Origin of the sequence: Microcoleus harperi Pol14_C6, from assembly GCF_036701295.1 — a bacterium.
GTDB lineage: Bacteria > Cyanobacteriota > Cyanobacteriia > Cyanobacteriales > Microcoleaceae > Microcoleus.
The window spans coordinates 1-22148 of record NZ_JAUBQN010000001.1 but is presented as its reverse complement, the minus strand read 5'-3'; the positions used below and the strand labels follow the sequence as shown (position 1 = coordinate 22148).

The following is a 22148-nucleotide window of genomic DNA, read 5'->3' as shown; positions in this document are numbered from 1 at the left end:
AATCGGACCACGCCTTTACTAAACTTTGAATTCGCAATTCAAGCTCGGCGAAAACTATGCAGTAAAGTCGAGCGCTCGAATTTCGACAAAAGGACATCGCCCTTTTGCAGCCGCACTGAGGGCTTTTCATCACGACGAGGTGGCAATGCTCCGATAAAGCATAAAAAGTGTCAGATTTTTAATTAAAAAAGTAAATATTGTGTGTAGCTTCACGATCGAACTGTAGATAGTAGATCATACTAAAATAAAAGTAATTTTAGATCATGAATATACGTCACTTCGGCCAAACTCAGACGCTCCCATTGCAGCTCATACTGATGGTGCCATTTGTTTTGCAAATCTTTGGAGCAGTGGGTCTGGTGGGATATTTGTCGTTCAAAAATGGACAAAAAGCGGTAAACGACCTGGCGGATCGGTTGATGGATCGAACCAGCAGTACGGTGAATCAACATCTGAATGCTTATTTATCTATTCCGCATCAAGTGCTTCAGATTAACGCCGATGCGATTCGGATGGGATTGCTGGATGTGCGCGATCGCCAAACCGTCGGTAAGTATTTCTGGCACCAAATCCAGGCCTATGACCTGACTTACATCGGCATTGGACTGACCACGGGTGAGGGAGTAGGAGCCGGATACTACGACGGCAAAACCGTCGTGATTGATGATTGGAGTCCCAAACCGCCGAATAATGTCACCAGCTATGCCACCGATAACAAAGGCGATCGCACTCACGTCCTGACTATTTATGATTGGAACAACTTCCAAGAACCCTGGTACACCGAGCCCCTGAAAGCAGGTAAACCCATCTGGTCGCGGATCGTCACCCTAAATTATCCCAATTATCCCTACATCGCTGCCTCGGCGGGTCGCCCCATCTATGACGCAAATAATCGCTTGCTAGGAATGGTTGGAGTCGATATCCATCTGTTGAAACTGAGCGATTTCTTGCGGAATATAGATGTCAGTAGCTTAGGGCAGATTTTCATCATGGAACGAAATGGGTTGTTGATCGCAAATTCTGGAAATGAACAGCCCTTTACCACCGTCAAAGACGAGATTCGGCGTTTGAAGGCGATCGACAGTGGCAATCCCATAGTGCAGGGAATTGCCAAACAAATCCAGCAACGCTTCAAAGGGTTTCAATCCATTTCTGGAAACACCGATCTCCGACTTGATTTTCAGGGAGAACTCTACTATGTGCAAGTCACTCCCTGGCGCGACCAATATGGATTGGATTGGTTAGTGGTGGTGAGTGTGCCAGAAAGCGAGTTCATGACACAGATTGATGCCAACACTCGCACCACAATCTTGCTCTGCTTAGCAGCATTGGGGGTAGCTTGTGGGATGGGCGTTCTCACCTCCGGCTGGATTGCGCGTCCGATTCTGCGACTGAATCGGGCGAGTGAGGCAATAACATCTGGCAACTTCGACCAAGCTGTAGAAGACAGCCGTATTCAAGAACTCAACGCCCTTGCCAACTCCTTTAACCACATGGCAAGACAACTGCGCGAATCGTTTACCGCCTTAGAAAAAAGTAATGCAGAATTAGAAGACCGGGTGGAAGACCGCACCGTTGAACTCAAAAACGCCCTAAGTGAGTTGCAACGCACCCAATCACAAATAATTCATAGCGAAAAAATGTCTAGTTTGGGGCAACTGGTTGCTGGAGTCGCCCACGAAATTAACAACCCGGTCAACTTCATTCACGGCAACCTCGTCCATACACAGCAATACGCCCAAGATTTGTTAAAGTTGGTGCAGCTTTATCAACAGCACTATCCTAACCCTGCTGACGAAATTCAAATCACAGCCGAAGAAATCGACCTGGAGTTCTTGCAAGAAGACCTGCCAAAAATGCTGTCTTCGATGAAAATGGGTACCGATCGCATCCGCCAAATTGTCCTGTCGTTGCGGAACTTTTCGCGGATGGACGAAGCAGATTTTAAGGCAGTCGATATCCATGAGGGTATTAACAGCACCCTACTGATTTTGCAACACCGCCTCAAAGATAGACCGGAACGACCGTCTATTAAGGTGATTCAAGACTACGGTTCTCTACCGCTGGTGGAATGCTACGCCGGACAACTCAATCAGGTGTTTATGAATATTCTCACCAATGCGATCGATGCTCTCCTCGTAGCAAGAGATTGCCCGGAAAACTCTCATCAACAGCTTGCTATTACAATTTCTACAGAGGTGACAGACAGGAATTCTGCCATAATTAGAATTGCCGACAGTGGGCCTGGGATGAACACTGAGGTGCTGCACAAGATATTCGACCCATTTTTTACAACTAAACCCGTGGGTTCGGGAACTGGTTTGGGATTGTCTATTTCTCACTCGATTGTTGTGAGTTCTCATGGCGGAAAATTGACTTGCGTTTCTGCACCAGGAGAGGGAAGCGAGTTTATTATTGAAATTCCGATCGCCCCCAGGCAAGTTTTGTAATCGGCGCTACTATCAACCCACATCCCCAAATAAATTCCAGTTAGCAACGATTAATAATCCGGCCACGCATTGCGTTGTCATATCAAATCTGTTAGGATCAAAATTATTAATATATCTCTTCTTTTCATCTGCGTGAATCAGCGTCAATCCCTTGTCATCTGCGGTTAATACATTCTCTTTTTTTAACCGCAGATGAGGGCAGATCAACACAGATTAACGCAGATGAATTAGAGAAATTCCGGTGGCACCGTCTGTGATTGTTGACGCTTCGGCGAAGCTAATCTGCCATCGCTGTTGAAGGAATTCATAAAATAAGTTAGTGATAAAGTTTCCAGCATTCTCGCGCAATTTCCCAATCCTCCTGCGTGTGAATGACCAAAATTCTCACCGCTGAATCCACTGCCGCAATATCTTCATCCACTGGCGACTGTTGATTCTTCTCCCCATCCAATTTTAAACCCATAAATCCAAAAGATTCGCAAGCAGCCGATCGCACAACAGGCGAATTTTCCCCAACTCCCGCCGTAAAAATCAAAGCATCCAACCCTCCCAAACTCGCCAGCATCGCGCCAATTCCAGCGCGCAGACGGTGAATGTAAATATCCAAAGCAAGTTGAGCTCTCTCATTACCTTGGGCGATCGCATCTCCAATCTGCCGCATATCGCTAGATACCCCAGAAATCCCTTTTAAACCAGAATTTCGATTGAGAATATTATCTAATTTTTCAGAGGTTAAATCCCCTTGCCTTAACAAATGAATTATAATCCCAGGATCGATCGCACCAGATCGACTTCCCATCATCAAACCATCCAAAGGCGTAAAACCCATCGTCGTGTCAACACTCACGCCGCCGCGAATCGCCGCCAGAGAACATCCGTTGCCCAAATGACAGCTAATCAGCCGCAAATCGGTTAAATCACGGTTCAGAATTTGAGCCGCCCTGCGCGCGCAATATTGATGGCTAATGCCGTGAAAACCGTAGCGGCGAATCCCGTTTTCGAGCCATTCGTAGGGGCCGGGATAAACAAAGGCGGCGGGCGGCAATTGTGCGTGAAAAGCTGTATCGAATACTGCTACTTGCGGCACATTTGGGAGGATGTTTTCAAGGGCTTCGATGCCTTCGAGGTTGACGGGATTGTGTACGGGGGCGAAAACAGATAAACGGGCGATCGCCTCTTTAACATCCGGCGAAATTAACGTACTTTGCTGATAGTCTTGTCCGCCGTGTACGACGCGGTGGCCGACAATATCAATCTCCTTTAAATCATTAATGGTTTGAGTTTTTCCCCTCCAAAGAGTCTCCAGCATTCGAGAAATAGCATCTTGGCGAGACTCTGAGGCAAATTCCTCCTCAAGCCGATCGCCTTTTGCTGTTTTGACTTTCAACTCTGCTATACCCTGCTGGTGAGTCCAGTCTATTTGAGCCTCCCAGAGGGGTTCCAAAGGTCGATCGGGCAGGACATCGTTTAACTCGTAAAGACAGCTCTTTTGACTGCTAGAACCCGCATTTAACACCAGTATTTTCATGCTTTATTATGTCCTGTTGATTCGTTCTTTCGATCGCTAGGCGATTGAAATCGCGTTTTGTCAAACTTTCGTCCCAGCAGAGAGGGACTAAAAAATCTTGAGACTCAGGGAAAATTATTAAGAAAAATGTCGAAAAATTAACTGTTAATGCAATCTGTAGCTAACAGTTGCATTTTTTTGATATATCTTCTAGGCAGATTTTCATTTACTAAAGTTTAAGGAGCCGATCGATGTTTACACCAATTTTACTTGCCACTGTCGCCAGAACCGTAGAGTGGAGCCCCACGACTGGTTTGATTATGATTATTTGCAATATTTTAGCTATTGCGATCGGCAGATCAACCATTCAAAAGCCTCACACAGGCCCAGCCGCGCCCTCATCAGGTTTGGTCGGCGGCTTGAGTTTGGGTGCACTTGTGGGAAGTCTCTGCTTCGGTCATATTTTGGGAACGGGTACGATTTTAGGATTGTCTTACATAGGCGCGATTTAGTTTCAGACGCTCCGGGTAGGCAGTGCGCGCAGCCTACCCGCAATTTCAAGTACCGGGTAAATTGCGGAGAGTTTCATCCATGTACGATCGATCGCCCAAAACCTCCAACATTGGCCCGCGCACATCAAACTTGACAACACTCACAGAAGCTGCTAGAGCGGCAATGCGATTGCGGTAACTTCCCAAATCGATCCCCAACAAACTGCACAGAATAATCCGAATAGTCGCCTTGTGGGAAACCACCAAAACATTACCAGTCTTGTACTTTTCCTGAATTTCTGCGATAACTAAGGACGATCGGCTAGAAATTTGTACAGAAGTTTCCCCCTCTGTCGGTGGATTCCAAGCCGGTTCCGTCAACCAATTAATGTAATCTTCAGCATATTTTTCGCGAACCGATTCAACTGTTTCACCCTCCCACTTGCCGTACTTAATTTCCCTCAATCCATCGCGCAGTTGCATTTCAATTCCCACAGCATCGCACAGAGGTTTAGCCGTAGCGATTGTGCGTTTCATGGGACTGACATAAACAGCATTCCAAGGCAATTTTGCGTAAGTTGCAGCAAATTGTTCGGCCATCATAGAACCTTCCGGTGTTAATTCTGCGTCGAGGTCGCCGCAGTAGCCGCCAGTCTTGCTGTAAGTTGTTTCACCGTGCCGTACAAAGTAGATTTTTAAGCTCATGAGTTAATTGTGTGTGAATTTTACTATGTTAGCAAAAGAGTTTAAAAAACTCCTTCAAATCATCGACAGTAGAATTATCCCAATCCCAAATATCTTTTTTGCGTTCCATAACATAATCAAACCCAGACATAGTGCATTTCCTTCCAGCTTGTTGCTGTTCCTTATCTGAGCAAGTATCATACCTGAGATAGATGCTCACCCAGAATTTATCAAAACCTTTTCAGTCGATTTGCTTTCCCTGGTTTTCTATGCAATAATTTTTCCAACTACCCAAACAATCAGCATGAGGTGATTCTCTCGCCTTGATTGCCTTTAAAAGCGTTTCCAGTTCGCCTTTACCTCCAACATTTGTAAAGTAACAAGCCAATTTTGCCTTTGTTCCATTATCTCCACAAATATCTATAAATTGTTTAGTGTTTGACAAAGTTTCAGATTAAAACACCTGTTGTATACATTTATTTACTCATTGTAACCGTTCAGGCTCTGAATAGTTATCAATATCAATAATAATCCACATCTTTTCTATATCTCTTTTTTGAATCTCGGCTTCTAAAGCTTTTAAAGTAGTGATTAACTTTGTTTCGCTAAAAGTTTATTTTAATGAAATATATTTTTCATGTCGGCACTTTTTCCTGGGGCTAAGCTAGCTTAATTTTTGGTTGATTTGCCTTGCAGTTTGCTTTTTTATTATGGCATTTCCACTTTATCAAAAAAATAGCAATTCCCCAGTGAACCAGCCTGCACGTAAGCTCAGAAAGATAATTAACATGAAGGTAGCAAAGGCGCTCAAACTGAATGGTTCATTAATGTTTATTACTCCCGGTTTCTCCTCGATACAGTATGGGCGCTAGCTGCTACTACTCCGGCTACACCTATTCCTGCACCTACTACGGCTATGGTAGTTTGCAGGTTGCGATCGTTCTCTGTTTGTTCGATTTCTACTATTCCTCGGATGGAGGCGATCGCGCGATAGAATAAGTTTTGACCAGGTTCTAAATATCTTAAATCTGCTTTAATTTAACGCTGGTATTTATTCGATCGGCTTGACATCTGTTAGAAAAAAAGTCGTTCGTCTTTTAGAAGTTTTGCTAGCTCATTAATAGTTATAAACTGTAAGACATTTGAATGGTATCCAAAAGTTATATCATGTCCGGTTGTATCAGTTGCGTGTAGGGGAGGGTTTAGCCGACAATTGTTTCATCAAACAACTTTTCGTCAAAACCCGCCCTTACCAAGCGTGACCAATGCTAACGGACATGATATTATTGGCCGATCGCACAAAAAGCAGCCCAATAAAAAGGCGAAACAAAGGGTACATCTCAATCTCTACAGCACATGCAACGTCTCTACAGCTACACGAACTTTCGGTGTACCTCCTACGGCTGCAATGCTCTACCCAACCTACGAATGATTAGATCGATAGCCCTAAGTACGGAAGAGCCGCGTAATTTACGTAAATTTACTGTAAAATCGCTCAGTTTCTAAGTAAATTGATACTGGGAGAAAACGTATCCGAAGCGTAACAAAATGAACGCAGCTACACGAACCTCCGGTGTAACTCATACGGCTGCAATGCTCTACCCAACCTACGAATAATGAGATCGATTGATCACCCTAAGTACGGGAGATCCGGGTAGTTTGCGTAAATCTACTGTAGAAGATCACTCAGTTTCCGAGTAAATTATTAATGTTGGGAGAAAACCTATCCGATGCGTAACAAAATGAACGTAGCTATTATAAAGTCTCCTTTAATAAAAATTACAAATCTTGTGAATGAAGACACAACAAGCCAGTACAACCTAGGAATGGAAAAACTGCTCGTCGTTGTGCAAGAACTCTCGTTAGCCCACAGCCTCGAAGATGTCATGGCGATCGTGCGAGTTGCCGCACGCCAACTCACAGGTGCTGATGGTGCTACCTTTGTCTTGCGCGACAAAGATCAGTGTTTCTATGCCGACGAAAATGCCATTGCACCTCTGTGGAAAGGGCGGCGGTTTCCAATGAGTATATGCATCAGCGGTTGGACAATGTTAAACCGTCAATCAACCGTCATCCCAGACATCTATCAGGACGCTCGTATTCCCCACGCCGCTTATGAGCCCACATTTGTCAAAAGTCTGGCAATGGTTCCAATTCGGACAATAAACCCAATTGGCGCGATCGGCAACTATTGGGCACAGCCGCATCAACCCACTGACCAAGAGGTGAACCTACTCCAAGCACTGGCAGATACAACAGCCGTTGCGCTCGAGAACGTGCAGGTGTATGCCGAACTGGAACAACGAGTGCGCGATCGCACCGCTGAGTTAGAAGCTGTCAACGTCAGACTGATGCAGGAAATTAGGGATCGGCAACAAGCAGAGGAACAGGTGCGGCAATTGTCGTTGACAGACGAGTTGACACGGTTGCACAATCGACGCGGTTTCTTTGTCCTGGCACAGCAGCAGTTAAAAGTAGCCCGCCGCCAGCAAGGTTCATGCTGTCTCCTGTTTCTCGATCTAGACGGTTTGAAACAACTTAACGATAATATGGGTCACGAGGTAGGCGATCGGGCAATTGCAGATGCGGCTGAGATTTTGAAACGAACCTGCCGCAGTTCAGACATCGTTGCTCGTTTGGGTGGAGATGAATTTGTCATTTTTGCGCTCAACTACTTAGAGAGTGCCGAAGAGCTTGTAGTTCGCTTGCAAGCCAACATCGCTCGTTTCAACCAGGAGAGCAACCGCTGCTATCAACTGTCTATGAGTATTGGCATCCAGTGCTGTATTCCAGACGGTGAAACCTCGCTGGACCAATTAATAGCCCTAGCCGATGAATTAATGTACGCTCAAAAGCGCACAAAGAAGCGCGCAAATCGTTAAGCGGATGTATGAACTACCTACGCGCAAGCTTGCTGTGAGTGCAGGCTTCTAGTATTCCTGAGAATTACTAGAACTTCCTTCGAGGTACTATTAGTAGTAGAGTCAGCTACTACCGGATTCCCTTTAAGGAATGATTGCTACTTCGTCAGCATCATCAGCAATAGAAATTCTATCAATATTTATTAAACCGCGGGAACTAGCTATTAAAGATGACTGGAAACGTTATTTTTTATTACCTACTTAATTCTACATATTCAGACTAAACGCCCCAACCATAAAACAGATAGAAATTAGTAATAAACCACCTATTCTAATTCTTGGTTTATGGATAGTGCTGGTGTGTCAGAGTTGATTGAGAAAGCAATGTAAACTAACAGGGCAAGAACACCAATCTCAATCAATGAATTTAGGTAAAAATAATAGTTGAACGGGCTTAAAAAACCAGCACTGGGAAGCAGACCAAAAGAAAGTTTGAACGTTTCGGTGCTGAACGGTCAGATTACAGGTAAGCTGTTAACTCCCGTAAGGAGATCGAGAGCGAGATGGGAAAGCCCTGCTAAGATGACTTGTTGACTGCGAGTGATGAGGGTACGTCCTTTGCAACCAAAAAGTGCCAGCACGAGAATTGTGCCAAATGGTAGCAAAAGGCTGAGCAAAAAAGAGTGAGTAATTCTTATTTCTTGATAATTAACGGTTAACCGCAAAGGCGGATGCAATAACAATTAGCCAGCCCAACCAATACCTCTTGTTATGTGATGTTGGCTGCTTGTCGACAGAATACGCGCACATAGCAGCTAGACTGTGACCCAAGAAAGAAGACGTTTTTATTCTCTATCAACGTTATGCCAGTTTAACGCCAGCATCCGATCGCATCCCTCTCACTTCACTGCGTCGCCCCACTAAGATGACTATTACGGCAGATTTATTCTAATACAAATGGAATCCCGTCGGGACACGGCAATGCCGTGTCCCTACCCAGAATATCGCTAGCCCGGTGCACCCGATCGCACTGTTTGTTCTGCTGTCGCCCCTGGATCTTTCGTTTCCTTCGGCGCTTCCGGCGAAACCGGGCCCGCGTGCGGCCACTTCCAGTCGCGGATTTCCGGCATATCATCGCCGTGTTCGGTGATATACTGCCTGTGTTCGATCAGCTTGTCACGGATAGCTTGTTTGCCGTAAGCTGCGACAGAACTCAGTTTTGGAACGCGATCGAGTACATCTGCAACTAAATGGAATCGATCGAGGTCATTAATCACCACCATATCAAACGGCGTCGTAGTCGTTCCCTCTTCCTTGTAACCCCGAACGTGAATATTCGGGTGATTTGTCCGGCGATAAGTCAAGCGGTGAATCAGCCAAGGATAGCCGTGAAAAGCAAAAATCACCGGCTTATCTTTCGTGAACAAAGTATCAAAATCCTTGTCAGACAAACCGTGGGGATGTTCGCTAGCAGGTTGCAGCGTCATCAAATCCACCACATTCACCACCCGCACTTTTAAATCAGGATAATCTCGGCGGAGAATGTCAACCGCAGCCAAAGTTTCCAGCGTCGGAACATCACCCGCGCAAGCCATCACCACATCCGGTTCGCCGCCTTTATCGTTGCTGGCCCACTCCCAAATGCCGATGCCGGCGGTACAGTGTTTAATCGCAGAATCCATATCCAAGTACTGCAATGCCGGCTGCTTCCCTGCAATAATCACGTTGACATAGTGGCGACTGCGGAGACAGTGATCTGTTACTGACAGCAAAGTGTTCGCATCTGGCGGCAAATAAATCCGCACAACCTCGGCTTTCTTGTTAATTACGTGGTCGATAAAACCCGGATCTTGGTGAGAAAAACCGTTGTGGTCTTGTCGCCAAACGTGAGAAGTTAGCAGGTAGTTAAGAGAGGCGATCGGTCGGCGCCAAGGAATGTCGTTAGTAGTTTTCAACCACTTGGCGTGTTGGTTGAACATCGAATCGATGATGTGAATAAACGCTTCGTAACAAGAGAAAAAGCCGTGGCGTCCCGTCAGCAAATAGCCTTCCAGCCATCCCTGACATAGATGTTCGCTGAGGACTTCCATCACCCGGCCGTCTGGGGAGATGTGGTCGTCTTCGGGCAAAATTTCCCCCGCCCACACCCGGTTCGTCACTTCAAACACCGGATCGAGGCGGTTTGAGGCCGTCTCGTCGGGCCCGACAATGCGGAAATTGGCGTTTTCCTGATTCAGTGTCATCACCTCTCGCAGGAAGCGGCCGGAAACGCGGGTTGCTTCTGCCATTAGAGTGCCCGGTTTTTGCACATCAACGGCGTAGTCTTCAAATTTCGGCATTTTCAAGTCTCGCAGCAGCAGGCCGCCGTTAGCGTGGGGATTTGCCCCCATCCGTCGAGCTCCCTTGGGTGCGAGTTCGGCCAATTCGGTAATTAACTTGCCATTTTCGTCGAAGAGTTCTTCCGGCTTATAGCTTTTCATCCAATCTTCCAGGAGTTGGACGTGTCCCGGCTTAGAAGCCATTTCCGAAAGTGGGACTTGGTGCGATCGCCAATAATCCTCTGTTTTCTTACCGTCTACTTCCTTCGGCCCCGTCCAGCCTTTGGGAGTTTTCATCACAATCATCGGCCACTGGGGACGGCCGGAATAGCCCTCTGTCCGGGCTTTTTCCTGAATCGCCTTAATTTCGCCGATCGCGGTATCGAGAGTTGCAGCCATCAACTGGTGCATGGTTTCCGGGTCTGAACCTTCCACCCAATAAGGTTTGTAGCCGTAACCGACCATCAAACTTTCCAATTCCTCGCGCGGAATGCGGGCCAACAGCGTTGGATTGGCAATTTTGTAGCCGTTCAAGTGCAAAATCGGCAACACGGCCCCGTCCCGAACCGGGTTGAGAAACTTGTTAGAGTGCCAGCTAGCAGCTAGCGGGCCGCTTTCAGCTTCCCCGTCGCCGACAACGGCCGCCACAATCAAATCGGGATTGTCGAAGGCCGCCCCGTAAGCGTGGACGAGGGCGTAGCCGAGTTCGCCGCCTTCGTGAATCGAACCAGGGGTTTCCGGGGCAACGTGGCTGGGGATACCGCCGGGAAAGGAGAACTGTTTGAACAGCCGCTGGATACCCTCTTCGTCTTGGGAAATGTTCGAGTAATATTCGGTATAAGTGCCTTCGAGATAGGTGTTGGCGACCAAGCCCGGCCCGCCGTGTCCAGGACCTGCGATGTAGATGGCGTTGAGGTCTTGGGCTTTGATGATGCGGTTGAGGTGAACGTAGATGAAGTTTAGGCCTGGAGTGGTGCCCCAATGTCCGAGGAGTCTCGGTTTGACGTGTTCGATTTTGAGGGGTTCTTTGAGTAGGGGGTTGTCCAGGAGATAGATTTGTCCGACGGATAGGTAGTTTGCCGCCCGCCAGTAGGCGTTCATTTTGTGTAGTTCTGAGTCGGAAAGCGGCTTTAATTGCGGGATCTCGGTTGTTCCTAGCATCATCAGCGATTGACTCCTGAGTTTGGATTGTTTTGTAAAGTGCGATCGAGAAGTGCGATCGATATTAATTTGTTATTTGTGACATTTTGTATTTAAACTCCATGTCTTCCACGCAAACTATTGAATTCTAGCTCGTTTATGTCTCCATTAAAGTTTAAATCAATGTTAATTTCTGGCTAAACATCGCACCACTTTAATGCAATAAAGGCCACTACTTGCGGGGATCAAGGAATTTAGCAATACATAATAGGATTTACACAATAGTTTTTGTAGGCTGTGTACTGCACACTGATCCGTAGTATATGTTGGGAGCGGTGGGATGTGTTGGGGAAGTCCCGAAAAGATATTTCTTAAGGTAGGTGTCAGAATTAATTATAATAAATGCGAACTCAAATTTAGTTGAGGCCGGGCGATCGTCCGCTGGCTCCTTTTCTGCTAAAGTTTTGTATGTTCGTCATATCAAAGTTCTCGTTAGCTTAGCTTGTGGACGTACTTAAATCATACTCATCTTGAATATTCTTGATTCGGAAACTAGCATTAAATTTTTTCTTAAACTGACTTTGGAGCTGTTGTATACTTGGTGTTTGTTTTGGCACACGTGTAGACACGACAAAACATAGCTTCTTAATCTTTTGGGGATTTGCCGAAAGTAAATTAATAGTTGATTCTATTTGTTTAACCGCCTGTGCAATATCGCTTCCTTTCAACTCTACATATATTTCTACTGCATCAGAAGGAATGAGTGCGTAGTCGCAACGCAAAGTCTCATTGTCACTAATAACGCAGCCATCAACCTTAATTATTAATATTTCGTCTTTATTCGGGTTGAGGAACGTTATTTTACTTTTGTTTTCCTGCAAGACAATCTTGGTGTCGGCTCTATGTTCCTCACACTCTGGAAGACTTTTCATATACGATTCAAACTAAGTTGAGAAGTTGCTCGAATTCAATAGCTAGTTCATCAGAAACAGAATCAATGACTCGCGCATCAATCAACCCAGTATCAGGACACACAATACTCTTGCATTTTCCATCGCTCAAAACATAGGCTGAGAGATCGTCAACATCTAATGATTTGTATCTAGATACAATCTCTTCTAGTTGATGTTGTATATCTTCGCTGGATTCTTCATAAAGAAGCCCAGCCTGGAGCAGATTATTAAGTGCTGTCAGGACATAAGGACTATGGGTAGTTATAAAGAATTGAAGTTGCTCTTTGCGATAATTAAAGACAGTAGCGATCAACTCGACAATATTACGCTGTGCGCTTGGAAATAAATGCGCTTCCGGCTCCTCAATATACACTGTGTGACCGGCTGGAGGGGAAGCTATAAAAGGTAGTGCAGCTAGAATAATTGTCAGAGGCAATGTTTCCTGTTGACCGGAAGATGAGTTCGCAATACTAATACGTCTTCCATCTGCCACCTCCAGAAAATCTTTGCCTTTTTCCTGTATATGCTTACCACATAAAGACTGCTCTATTAGCCTGTTTATTTCCTCTAGTATATCTTTTGTATATTTATCTGCAAGGTAAATATTATATTGTATACGCCAATTTTTTATCGTTTCGTATGTTGAGCCAAACGATCTTAGAAATGGATCTAAGGTATTATTGCTTGAAAGAAAAGAAAAAATATTGCTCTGAAGATTAGCGAAAAATGAGCGGCCAGCAGGAATAAAAAGCTGATTGAAGGCTGCCTCTCGACCAATGGAGTTGCCTAAACTTTCTACTAAGTGCTCTTTTAAAATTTTATGGCCAAACAATGAACTATTAATAATATTATTACTCAAAGTTATTTCAGAGCTTTTCTCTCTTGCTTTTTTGAGTAAATTGCGTAGGTCTGCCAATTGTTTCTTGAAAAAATCTGAATAGCTGAGGGAAATTCTACCTTTGGTATCCTGTTTTCTACTAACTTCTATAAAAACATTGGAAATTTCATACCTGATGAAAAAATCTTGTTTTCCCCAACAATCAGGAGGAAAATATTCCTCAAACGTCTTGGAATAGTTTGAATCTAGATTGCGTTTTGTCTGCTCATTATTTACAACCGATAAAATTTCCCATACGAAGTTCTTAAAATAAAATAGAAGTTTAGCGCAAACGCTTTTACCGCTGGCTTGAGGGCCAATAAGTATATTTATTCGCTTGATTTCAATCTCTAAATCCTTGATGCCAGCAAAGTTTTTAACTATTAATTTTTCAGCCATAATTGAAATCAAGTATGGTAAGGGCTTGTGTCATCTTAACATACCAATTTAATTTTTATGGTTAAAGTTGTCACTTTTGTGTTAATAAACCGAATGAGTCACCCTAGGAAAAACCTCAAACAACTCTCATTAATATCAAGATGGATTTCTACCCTTTGTACCAATATACTTTTGGATTACCGCAGTTTTTTCGTGAAAGTCGATCGCCCATATCGCCTTTCTGGTCGTTGAGGAGATTTTAGACCCACGTGCGGTTATTGATAGGGAAAGGAATTACCGAAACCCTAAAATAATACCATTTTTACAAAGTTTGGCTAGAAAATAAGTGTTGGGTTTGTTTACATCGGCTCTCGATGGCACAGGTGCGGATCTGTGAGATTGTCGATATGCTGCGTTAGGGGTTGTTCATGGCGGCCCACCCTACGACTACTTAGCCGATGCCACAAAGTAAACTCAAGCAATCTCAATCCGAAAATCACTGCATCGGTTTGATTGCTGGCTAGATGCCATCGCCAATATTTCCCGCTGAAAAAACTTAGGAGGCGACTAAAACAGGGCTCTCTGAAATCCGGCAAACATTGGACACAGTTGGCTGGTGGGAAACGACTCGCAATTCGTGAGGATAGCGGGGACGGGGGTCATTTTCTAACCAGATGGGCGGTACCATCATCACTTCATAGTAAGCGATCGTATGCAAAACCCCAGGCTGGGACTTCAGCTCCACTGTTAAGCCCGCTCGGTACTCAAATGCTTCTTCCCAGTCTAGGTTTCCATTCATATCCATATTCATATCCATAGCGATCGCGCCTCTTAATCTTGTTTCTTTTGTCCATTGTAGAGCGCTACATAAAACATTGGGTACTTTCTGTTGCTTAGGATACAATTTGTAACCTTATATATACGTTTCCTGACAATTAAACAGAGAAGAGCAATTGTCAATAAGTAAATAGGATGATTTTGCTGACGGGTGACAAGTAAGCCTAAAAGCTAGGCTTGACAAGAGTTTGAGTTGATATGTCTCAAAAAAAATAGGGGCGATCGAACCCCGCAGAGGCTGATGACAAATACCTAAGAGAAGAAAATTGTCAGGACTAAACTCCTTACTACAAACCTATTTTTGTCATGTTGTCTAGTTTTTGATAAATAAAAAAACCCGGTTTTTTGAATAAACCGAGTTTTGGGAATGAGAAAAAACTCAACTAATTTTACTTAGTTGTTTTCTTGGCTGTTGTCGCAGTCGCCGTCTTTTTAGCAGTGGTTTTCTTCGCGGCAGTCTCCGTCTTTTTAGCAGTGGTTTTCTTCGCGGCAGTCTTCTTCGTTGCAGTTTCCGATTTCTCCGCAGTTGCCTTAGTTGACTTCTTCGACTTGCTGCTAGATTTACCGCCTCCCGCTGCTTCCTTCGTTGCTAACAATTCCAGTGCTCTTTGCAAGGTGAAATTCTCCACAGATTCATCCTTCGACAAAGAAGCATTGATATCGCCGTGTTTCACGTAGGGGCCGTAGCGGCCGTCGTAAACATTGATCGGTTCTCCAGACTCGGGATGCGCGCCCAATTCCTTCAAAGGTGTGGCTGTTTTGCTGCGGCCGCGGGCGGCTTTCGGCTGCGATAATAACTCTAAAGCGCGATCGAGCGTTATCGTCAAAACATCATCCGGCGGTTTGATCGATCGATAATCTTTCCCCACCTTACCCTGGTCATGCACCACATAAGGGCCGTACATCCCCAAATTAGCTTGCACCTTCGCCCCCGTCTCCGGGTGAGTACCCAGCAACCGGGGTAAAGTCAACAAACTCACCGCCATATCCAGCGTCACGCTATCCTTATCCGTCCCCTTCGGTAAAGAAGCCCGCTTCGGTTTCTTGTTCGTTTCCGAAACTTCTCCTAACTGAACGTATGGCCCATAACTGCCAATCAGCACATAAATCGGTTCCCCAGTTTCCGGGTGAAGACCCAATTTTTCCGGGCCTTCGGTTTTTTGCTTTAACAGAAACTCCACTTGTTCCGGATCTAAATCTGCCGGCGTTAAATCTTGGGGAATCGATGCTTTTACCAGACCTTCTTCGCTTTCAGATTCCAGGTATGCGCCGAATTTGCCGATGCAAACTTTTGCTGGCAAATTCTCCAATACCACAGTTCGGGCAACTTTCGCATCAATGTGACTTTCCTGTTCCTTAACTTGGGTTGCGAGCCCGGTTTCCCCTGTATAAAACTTTTGCAAATACGGCAGCCATTTCGCCTCGCCGGTGGCAATTTCATCGAGGGTTTGTTCCATTCGGGAAGTAAAACCGGTGTCTACTAAATCGGGAAAATGTGTTTCCAATAAAGTGGTGACGGCGAAAGCGGTGAATGTTGGAATTAGGGCGTTAGCTATTAATTTGGCATATCCCCGATCGACAATTGTACCGATAATACTCGCATAGGTACTAGGACGGCCCACACCTTCGCTTTCCAGCATTTTGACCAGAGAAGCTTCCGTATAGCGGGCGGGAGGTTGAGTTTCGTGGCCAACTGCCTCTAAATCCTTACAATTAGGTTTATCCCCCACCTTCAGCGCCGGCAAAATCACCTCTTGGTCTTCCAACGCCGCATTCGGATCGTCGGAACCTTCCACGTAGGCCCGCAAAAAGCCTGGAAAATCAATGCGTTTGCCGCTGGAACGGAAACCGGCATCTTCTACCTGAGTTAATACAGTGACGTGAGTTTGGCGGGAATCGGCCATTTGAGAAGCCACAGTCCGCTTCCAAATCAAATCATAGAGGCGGAAATCAATCCCATCCAATCCCGTTTGCTGCGGAGTCCGAAAAGTGCTGCCGGCGGGACGGATAGCTTCGTGGGCTTCCTGCGCGCCTTTGCTTTTCGTCGTATATTTGCGCGGTTGGGGGCTGAGGTATTCGCTGCCGTAAAGTTCTTGTACGCAACTGCGCGCCGCTTCGATCGCCTGTTCGGACAAATGCACCGAATCCGTCCGCATATAGGTGATAAAACCGCGTTCGTAGAGACCTTGGGCAATTCGCATTGTTTCCCGCGCACCCAGCCGCAGCTTACGGTTAGCTTCCTGCTGCAAAGTCGAGGTCGTAAACGGCGGCGAGGGTTTGCGGGTGACTGGCCGTTCTTCGATATTGCCGACAGTCCAGGGTTTGTTTTGAATGCGTGCCAGTAAAGCCCGCGCCTGTTGTTCATTCAGCAAAAGTACGCGGCGGCCTGCGATAATTTGCCCGGTATTTTCATCAAAATCGCTGCCGTTTGCAACTTTCACATTGCCGACAGTCACGAGTTTGGCATCAAAAGAAATCTTGCCCTTTTCCAAAAAAGCTTTTAAATCCCAGTAGCTACCTTGGCGGAAAGCGCGGCGTTCGCGTTCCCGGCGCACCAAAAGCCTGACTGCGACTGACTGCACTCTACCGGCAGACAAGCCCCAAGCGATTTTTTTCCACAGTAGCGGAGAGAGTGTGTAACCGACGAGTCTGTCGAGAATTCGGCGAGTTTCTTGCGCTTGTACAACTCGATTGTCGATATCGCGGCAGTGAGTCAAAGCGTCGCCGATTGCTTCGCGGGTGATTTCGTGAAACACCATCCGCTTGATGGGCACTTTGGGTTTGAGGATTTGCAGCAAATGCCAGGAAATGCTTTCGCCTTCTCGGTCTTCGTCAGTAGCTAGTATCAGTTCTGTGGCGTCTTTGAGGGCGTCTTTGAGTTCTTTAACAATTTTCTTTTTATCTTTCGGGATGACGTAGAGGGGTTCAAAGTCTGCTTCCACGTTTACGCCCAGTTGCGCCCATTTTTCTCCTTTAACGGCTTCTGGTATTTCTTCGGCGGAGGATGGTAGGTCGCGGACATGGCCCATCGATGCCTCTACACGGTAGGTGGAGGGCAGGAAGTTGCGGATGGTGCGGGCTTTGGTCGGAGATTCGACGATGACTAAGGTTGACATGGCATCTTTTAAATATGGATGGCAGCGCAGCTAGAGGGTCTAAGTTAGAGAGTTTAGGTCAGATGTCAAGGCTTCTTTCAACTTTGGGCGATTATTTTCAAACTACCTTAATTTTTAAGTTATTGCCGATCGGGTTGCAGGTGACAAGCTGATGGGATTTTACTGCTTTCGGGGCAGAGGCTGCGAATCGCCTCTCTACAAGATGCACTCCTTGGATGACCTGACTTTAGCAGAATTGTCGGTAACTGGATGTTGAGACTGCTGGATGCGGGCGGATGGTTCCTCAATCTGGTTGTAACTTGAAGGTTGAGGAAGGTTGGGGCGATCAATTTTAGATTTTAGATTTTAGATTGGGAAAGATTTACTGAGTATAGGTTTTGGACTTTGGTACAGTAAGCTGTGCAGCATAAGCGTGGCGATCGGAAAAAAAGCAATTACAGGGGATTAAAATTACTTGAGCGATCGATCAATTCTATGAACAATGCTATGACATTTGAATTCGACCATCTTTTCATCCTTACTGATATTGGTGCTTCGGAAGCCGCTCGTTTATCCTCATTTGGTTTAGTTGAGGGTGGATCTCGCATTCATCACGGACAAGGTACAACCAATCGCTGTTTCTTTTTCCATAACGCCATGTTGGAATTGTTATGGATTCACGCTCCAGAAGAGGCGAAGTCTGAGCCAATTCATCAGACTCGTCTTTGGGAGCGATCGACAAATCGGAATAATGGTGCGTGTCCATTTGGCATCTGTTTGCGTCCAGCCAAAGGTTCTGAGGACACATTTGCATTTTCTAGTTGGGCATATCGTCCACCTTATTTACCTGAAACAATCAGTATAGCGGTCGCTACAAATAGTGATGTGTTGACTGAACCCATGCTTTTCCAGATTCCCTTTGGTAAACGTCCAGATCAATACTCGGCTGATAAGTCACAGCCTTTGGATCATGGTGTTGGTTTCCGGGAAATTACTCGCGTAGAATTAGTCAGTCCTGCTGCCAATAATCCGTCACCTGAACTTCAAGCAGTGCTTGAGACAAATCAGCTCAAGTTACGGATAGGAAGCGAGTATTTTGTGGAGCTTGGTTTTGATGGAGAAGTGCAGGGACAACAGGTAGATTTCCGACCTGGATTGCCGCTTATTATCAGTTGGTAATCTAAACGCGCCAGCTAAAAATGAGTCCGAGAGAACCCATTTGCTATCTAAAACCCTGCCGGCCTTTTAACCCTTAGCGTAATAAAATAAATATTCATTGCCGATATAGTATCTAAAGTTATCCGAAAATTAATAGGCGAGGGTTGTGTTCTTTTCCATCCAAGAATTTGATATTTCAATTACCTACCTTGCCACAACCGGAACCAATCCCGACTTCCCCTATCCTTTCGCTCCGATACTGGCATTACAGGTATTTTTGAGCGCCTGTAAGTCAATAATCATCAACTTAGTCCACTGCATTTTGGTTGACCTGCTCAGGGAGGCTCGAATATAATACTTTCATCAGTTGTTGAAGCACTTCTTATTCTCGCCACTGCTGGTAATACCACTATACGGTAGAGCATGGAAGTAAATACGCAGGGTAAGTCTGCCCAATAGCAGCCATTCTTGAGTTGATAAAAGATGCCATCCAAGATTTCTCTTTTTGTCGAGTTCGGAGGTAGAGTTTGCTTTTTAAGGGGCAATATTTGGTGTAGTAGGGGTTCTTCAAGCATTTCCCAGGAGCGAGTTCGTTAGGTCGCTAGAAGACGGCATGAGGGCTGCCCTTAAGTATTTTTACGGTAACTTTACCTCAAAACTATCAAGGGGGAACAACCAACTTGAAAAGCTATCCACGCTTGGGTTTAAACTGAACTACCTCAGAAAATAGCTGTTGGGGGCGATCGCCTCCTGTGAGCTTCACGACTGCTAGACGCGATCGCCCTCAATATCTCAAATGAGTTCTATAAACATACTTATGGATAATTTCCGCTCCAGTGCAGACAAGTTCTAAACAATTAATAATATGGCTTCAGTATCGAACTAGCTGCGAGCGTTCGTACAGAACGCGGACTGACAAGTGCAGGAACATTAGAGGCCATTGAGAATTTACCAAGTTTGCTGAGTAAACTAGAGATATAGTAACCCCGAATTTATTGAGGACTGGACAATGGAGACAATCACTGACGTACCGGGGTATCGCATAACAGAACAACTCTATGCAGGATCTCGCACTCTAGTCTATCGAGGTATTCGGGAGTGCGATCGCACTCCAGTCGTCATCAAACTGCTGCGAAACGAATACCCTAGCTTCAGCGAACTGGTGCAATTCCGCAACCAGTACACCATTGCCCAAAATCTCAACCTCCCCAGTATTGTTAAACCCCTCGATTTAGTACCTTACAAAAGCGCCTATGCTTTGATAATGGAGGACTTTGGAGGAGTCTCTCTGTCTACTTATATCCAGACCCCAACTGATAAAAACCAACCAGCTCAATCTAGATTTTTAGAAAACTTTCTCGACCTAGCCAGGAAACTAGCAGATATTCTTCACTCTTTGTACGAAAATAAAGTTATTCATAAAGATATCACACCGGCTAATATCCTAATCAACCCCGATAGCAAACAAATTAAGCTCATTGACTTTAGTATCTCTTCCCTGCTGCCGAAACAAACCCAAGAAATCCAGAATCCAAACATTATCGAAGGAACCTTAGCTTATCTCTCCCCAGAACAGACAGGAAGAATGAATCGAGGCATTGACTATCGGAGTGACTTTTATTCCCTGGGTGTGACCTTCTATGAATTGTTGACAACACAGTTACCCTTCGAGTCAGAGGACCCAATGGAGTTAGTGCATTGTCATCTCGCCAAACAGCCGATTCCGGTACATCAAATCAAGCCAGAAGTTCCCATAGTTTTATCCCAAATTGTTAGTAAACTGATGGCAAAGAATGCGGAAAATCGCTATCAGAGTGCATTAGGACTGAAACACGATTTAGAAATTTGTCTGGCTCAATTACAAAACACGGGTAACATTGAGACGTTTGCATTAGGGACGCGGGATATTACAGACCATTTCCTCATCCCCGAAAAACTTTACGGGAGAGAAACAGAAGTTGAAACCTTATTAACAGCCTTTGAGCGAGTCAGCAGGGGCAGCACCGAAATGATGCTAGTATCCGGTTACTCTGGCATTGGAAAATCCGCCTTAGTACAAGAAGTTTATAAACCAATTACTAAAGCCAGAGGTTATTTTATTGCCGGAAAATTCGACCAATTTCAACGAAATATCCCTTACGCGGCCGTTGTCAAAGCCTTTCAATCATTAGTCAAGCAACTCTTAACAGAAAGCGAAAATCAACTCAATACCTGGAAACAAAAAATATTAGCAGCAGTTGGCGCTAATAGTCAAATCATTGTAGATGTCATTCCTGAAGTAGAATTAATCATTGGCAAACAGCATACTGTACAAGAATTAGGCGCTAGAGAAGCACAAAACCGCTTTAATTTAGTATTTCAAAAATTCATCCGCGTGTTTTGTTCAGTTGACTATCCCTTAGTCATCTTTCTCGACGATTTACAATGGGCTGATGCCGCTACATTGAAATTGCTACAAGTAATGATAGCAGATGAACAAACGAACTATCTGTTTCTAATTGGTGCTTATCGAGACAACGAAGTTAACCCATCTCATCCTTTAATGATGACTTTGGATGAGCTGCAAAATCAAGGTGCAAGAATCGAGCGAATTACTTTAGCTCCTTTACACCTTCACCAAATAAGTAACTTAATTACTGACACCGTGCGTAAAGACCAAAAATCAGCGCTCCCCCTAGCCGAGTTAGTGCTCAGTAAAACTCAAGGTAATCCTTTTTTTGTCAATCAGTTTCTCAAAACTCTCTATCAAGAAAATCTGCTGCGATTCAATTTTCAAGAAAGAAACTGGGATTGGGATATTTCTGAAATTGAATCAGTAGGTATTACTGATAACGTCATTGAATTGATGCTTGGTAAATTGAAAAAACTGCCAGAATCAACTCAGAAAGTTTTGCGTTTGGCTGCTTGTGTGGGTAATAGTTTTGACTTAAACACTCTTTCAATTATTAATGAGAAATCGTGGCTAGCCACGTTTCAAGAACTATTGCCAGCCATCCAAGAGGGATTAATCTTAACTACTTCTGAGTTAGGTGCTACCGAATCAGAAATAATTAACTCAGACTTGGTAATTACTACTTATAAATTTTTGCACGACCGGGTGCAGCAGTCAGGTTACGCTTTGATAGACTCAAAACTGCAAACAGCAATTCACCTACAAATTGGTCGCCTCTTACTGGCAAATATTTCTCCTGAGCGACGAGCCGAAAGAATTTTTGAAATTGCCGATCATTTGAATTCTGGTCGGCATTTAATCATTGATGCTCACGAGAAAATTGAACTAGCTATTTTAAATTTAACAGCCGCTCGCAAAGCCAAAGATGCCACGGCTTATGCTGCTGCCAGAGATTACTTAAAATTTGGTCGAGAAATTTTACCGGGCGATATTTGGCAAGACTCCTA

At 45.0% G+C, this 22148-nt stretch carries 15 protein-coding genes; 6 read left to right on the top strand and 9 right to left on the bottom strand.

Going from position 1 to position 22148, the window contains the following annotated elements; translation table 11 throughout:
- Positions 1–317 precede the first annotated feature (317 nt).
- On the top strand, positions 318–2450 hold the full coding sequence (locus QUA27_RS00070) for a sensor histidine kinase (protein ID WP_333065532.1): 2133 nt from the start codon (positions 318–320) through the stop codon (positions 2448–2450).
- A gap of 316 nt (positions 2451–2766) precedes the next feature.
- Here QUA27_RS00070 and QUA27_RS00065 read toward each other — a convergent pair whose 3' ends face one another.
- Positions 2767–3978, bottom strand: a complete 1212-nt coding sequence (locus QUA27_RS00065) for an acetate/propionate family kinase (protein ID WP_333065531.1) — start codon at positions 3976–3978, stop codon at positions 2767–2769.
- Positions 3979–4208: 230 nt separating this feature from the next.
- Here QUA27_RS00065 and psaK point away from each other — a divergent pair, with 230 nt between their 5' ends.
- The gene (gene psaK / locus QUA27_RS00060) at positions 4209–4469 is read left to right on the top strand and encodes a photosystem I reaction center subunit PsaK (protein ID WP_333065530.1); all 261 of its coding nucleotides are present in this window, start codon (positions 4209–4211) and stop codon (positions 4467–4469) included.
- A gap of 45 nt (positions 4470–4514) precedes the next feature.
- Here psaK and QUA27_RS00055 read toward each other — a convergent pair whose 3' ends face one another.
- Both QUA27_RS00055 and QUA27_RS00050 read right to left on the bottom strand, forming a co-directional pair.
- The gene (locus QUA27_RS00055) at positions 4515–5153 is read right to left on the bottom strand and encodes a histidine phosphatase family protein (protein WP_333065528.1); all 639 of its coding nucleotides are present in this window, start codon (positions 5151–5153) and stop codon (positions 4515–4517) included.
- A 220-nt stretch (positions 5154–5373) separates the two neighbouring features.
- Complete coding sequence (locus tag QUA27_RS00050; protein ID WP_333065526.1) at positions 5374–5577, bottom strand: hypothetical protein; 204 nt, start codon at positions 5575–5577, stop codon at positions 5374–5376.
- Between the two features lie 416 nt (positions 5578–5993).
- Here QUA27_RS00050 and QUA27_RS00045 point away from each other — a divergent pair, with 416 nt between their 5' ends.
- Both QUA27_RS00045 and QUA27_RS00040 read left to right on the top strand, forming a co-directional pair.
- Positions 5994–6131 carry a hypothetical protein gene (locus tag QUA27_RS00045; protein ID WP_333065525.1) on the top strand — a complete coding sequence of 46 codons (138 nt, stop codon included), beginning with the start codon at positions 5994–5996 and terminating at the stop codon, positions 6129–6131.
- Positions 6132–6922: 791 nt separating this feature from the next.
- Positions 6923–8014 carry a sensor domain-containing diguanylate cyclase gene (locus tag QUA27_RS00040; RefSeq protein WP_333065524.1) on the top strand — a complete coding sequence of 364 codons (1092 nt, stop codon included), beginning with the start codon at positions 6923–6925 and terminating at the stop codon, positions 8012–8014.
- 986 nt (positions 8015–9000) lie between these two features.
- On the opposite strand, the gene QUA27_RS00035 is transcribed toward QUA27_RS00040, so the two are convergent.
- From QUA27_RS00035 to topA, 5 genes are all read right to left on the bottom strand, one after another.
- Positions 9001–11475 (bottom strand): phosphoketolase family protein, encoded by a 2475-nt coding sequence (locus tag QUA27_RS00035; RefSeq protein ID WP_333065523.1) that lies wholly within the window; start codon positions 11473–11475, stop codon positions 9001–9003.
- 473 nt (positions 11476–11948) lie between these two features.
- Complete coding sequence (locus tag QUA27_RS00030; protein ID WP_333065522.1) at positions 11949–12383, bottom strand: hypothetical protein; 435 nt, start codon at positions 12381–12383, stop codon at positions 11949–11951.
- A gap of 7 nt (positions 12384–12390) precedes the next feature.
- Positions 12391–13680, bottom strand: a complete 1290-nt coding sequence (locus tag QUA27_RS00025; RefSeq protein ID WP_333065521.1) for an AAA family ATPase — start codon at positions 13678–13680, stop codon at positions 12391–12393.
- Positions 13681–14215: 535 nt separating this feature from the next.
- Positions 14216–14476: a hypothetical protein gene (locus QUA27_RS00020; RefSeq protein ID WP_333065519.1), complete on the bottom strand. Its 261-nt coding sequence runs from the start codon at positions 14474–14476 to the stop codon at positions 14216–14218.
- 409 nt (positions 14477–14885) lie between these two features.
- Complete coding sequence (gene topA, locus QUA27_RS00015) at positions 14886–17612, bottom strand: type I DNA topoisomerase (RefSeq protein WP_333065517.1); 2727 nt, start codon at positions 17610–17612, stop codon at positions 14886–14888.
- 399 nt (positions 17613–18011) lie between these two features.
- Here topA and QUA27_RS00010 point away from each other — a divergent pair, with 399 nt between their 5' ends.
- Complete coding sequence (locus QUA27_RS00010; protein ID WP_333065515.1) at positions 18012–18770, top strand: VOC family protein; 759 nt, start codon at positions 18012–18014, stop codon at positions 18768–18770.
- Between the two features lie 314 nt (positions 18771–19084).
- Here the strand turns inward: QUA27_RS00010 and QUA27_RS27255 are convergent, their stop codons facing one another.
- Positions 19085–19324: a transposase gene (locus tag QUA27_RS27255; protein ID WP_445251458.1), complete on the bottom strand. Its 240-nt coding sequence runs from the start codon at positions 19322–19324 to the stop codon at positions 19085–19087.
- Positions 19325–19758: 434 nt separating this feature from the next.
- On the opposite strand from QUA27_RS27255, the gene QUA27_RS00005 reads away from it, so the two are divergent.
- Positions 19759–22148 (top strand): ATP-binding protein (locus QUA27_RS00005; protein ID WP_333065514.1); only part of this gene is annotated, 2390 nt, incomplete at its 3' end.

Excerpts from the sequence above, each read along its gene's own strand:
- QUA27_RS00070 (WP_333065532.1), top strand. The coding sequence starts at position 318 with ATGGTGCCATTTGTTTTGCAAATCTTTGGAGCAGTGGGTCTGGTGGGA.
- QUA27_RS27255 (WP_445251458.1), bottom strand. The coding sequence starts at position 19,324 with ATGCTTGAAGAACCCCTACTACACCAAATATTGCCCCTTAAAAAGCAA.
- QUA27_RS00025 (WP_333065521.1), bottom strand. The coding sequence starts at position 13,680 with ATGGCTGAAAAATTAATAGTTAAAAACTTTGCTGGCATCAAGGATTTA.
- QUA27_RS00030 (WP_333065522.1), bottom strand. The coding sequence starts at position 12,383 with ATGAAAAGTCTTCCAGAGTGTGAGGAACATAGAGCCGACACCAAGATT.
- QUA27_RS00045 (WP_333065525.1), top strand. The coding sequence starts at position 5,994 with ATGGGCGCTAGCTGCTACTACTCCGGCTACACCTATTCCTGCACCTAC.
- psaK (WP_333065530.1), top strand. The coding sequence starts at position 4,209 with ATGTTTACACCAATTTTACTTGCCACTGTCGCCAGAACCGTAGAGTGG.
- topA (WP_333065517.1), bottom strand. The coding sequence starts at position 17,612 with ATGTCAACCTTAGTCATCGTCGAATCTCCGACCAAAGCCCGCACCATC.
- QUA27_RS00035 (WP_333065523.1), bottom strand. The coding sequence starts at position 11,475 with ATGATGCTAGGAACAACCGAGATCCCGCAATTAAAGCCGCTTTCCGAC.
- QUA27_RS00065 (WP_333065531.1), bottom strand. The coding sequence starts at position 3,978 with ATGAAAATACTGGTGTTAAATGCGGGTTCTAGCAGTCAAAAGAGCTGT.
- QUA27_RS00020 (WP_333065519.1), bottom strand. The coding sequence starts at position 14,476 with ATGGATATGAATATGGATATGAATGGAAACCTAGACTGGGAAGAAGCA.
- QUA27_RS00055 (WP_333065528.1), bottom strand. The coding sequence starts at position 5,153 with ATGAGCTTAAAAATCTACTTTGTACGGCACGGTGAAACAACTTACAGC.